The sequence below is a fragment of the Bartonella vinsonii subsp. berkhoffii ATCC 51672 genome (assembly GCF_902825225.1).
GTDB lineage: Bacteria > Pseudomonadota > Alphaproteobacteria > Rhizobiales > Rhizobiaceae > Bartonella > Bartonella berkhoffii.
Genome location: NZ_CADEAK010000069.1, coordinates 1 through 906 on the forward strand (window position 1 = coordinate 1; position 906 = coordinate 906).

Annotated in this window: 2 protein-coding genes; both read right to left on the reverse strand. The window is 37.1% G+C overall.

Annotated features, from left to right (window positions below):
• The coding region (locus J7R10_RS08255; protein WP_208436439.1) for a Rha family transcriptional regulator at positions 1-397 on the reverse strand (397 nt) is incomplete at its 3' end.
• Between the two features lie 62 nt (positions 398-459).
• Positions 460-852 carry a hypothetical protein gene (locus tag J7R10_RS08260; protein ID WP_010704888.1) on the reverse strand — a complete coding sequence of 131 codons (393 nt, stop codon included), beginning with the start codon at positions 850-852 and terminating at the stop codon, positions 460-462.
• Positions 853-906 lie beyond the last annotated feature (54 nt).

Below are 906 nucleotides of genomic sequence, written 5' to 3' on the forward strand. Positions count from 1 at the left end.
TGTCTTTTTGTTCATTCTCATTTTTGAGATAAGTTAAAACTCCTAACATGACTTGTGGACTAGAGTAATCGATTTGCGGTGCTGCTACTTGCTGTTCTAATTGTTGCCACCGGTCAATGATTTTTGCACGTAAAGCAGTGCTATAACCTGAGACAAGAATTAAACATTCACGCTTGGGAAGATTATAACAATTTTGAGGTCTACCTTGTGTATCTAAATAGGTCCCCCCAAATTTGGGGAAACCCCCTTCATAGTATAATTCTTCAAGCATTTTCTTGATATCACGCATAACATGGTCATGCCGTTTACTACACAACTCCGCAATTTCAACACTAGACATGGTTTGAATAGCTTCATTCTTAAAAGGACTTTCTGCTGTTGTAACAAGATTATGCATGCCTGTGCTCCATTTGTGATGATATTTGAAAGAAAGAAAAAGAAGCGTTTTTAAAAACGCCCTTAATAGTTTGGATAATTTGGAAGAACATCCCAAAGAGTCAGGCGGTGCTGTTCTTCATAAGTACCGTAGACTGCATCGTTATATTTTTCGTCTGCAATTTCGTCTAAAAGTCTATTGTAGGCAGGGCTTTCACATACATAATAATCAACCTTGCTGTCCTCATCGAGAAATGCTCTGTTTTCTTTTATATATGCTTCTGCGATTTCTTCAGAAATATCTTCGCAACTGTTTTCAGAAGGATTTATTCGAAAGATTTTTATGGTATCATCTGCTTCGTCAACAATTCCTAGAATTTGGTTTTCATCAAGTGGACCCGATTGCCCAATGTGTTGATCATCATCGCAGACAACTAATAAAATTTCATCGGAATTAATAAGAATTGACTTATCCATAATTTCCCCTCCCTAACGCCTCTTGGCGATTGTTTGTTTCTGGTTTATGGAATA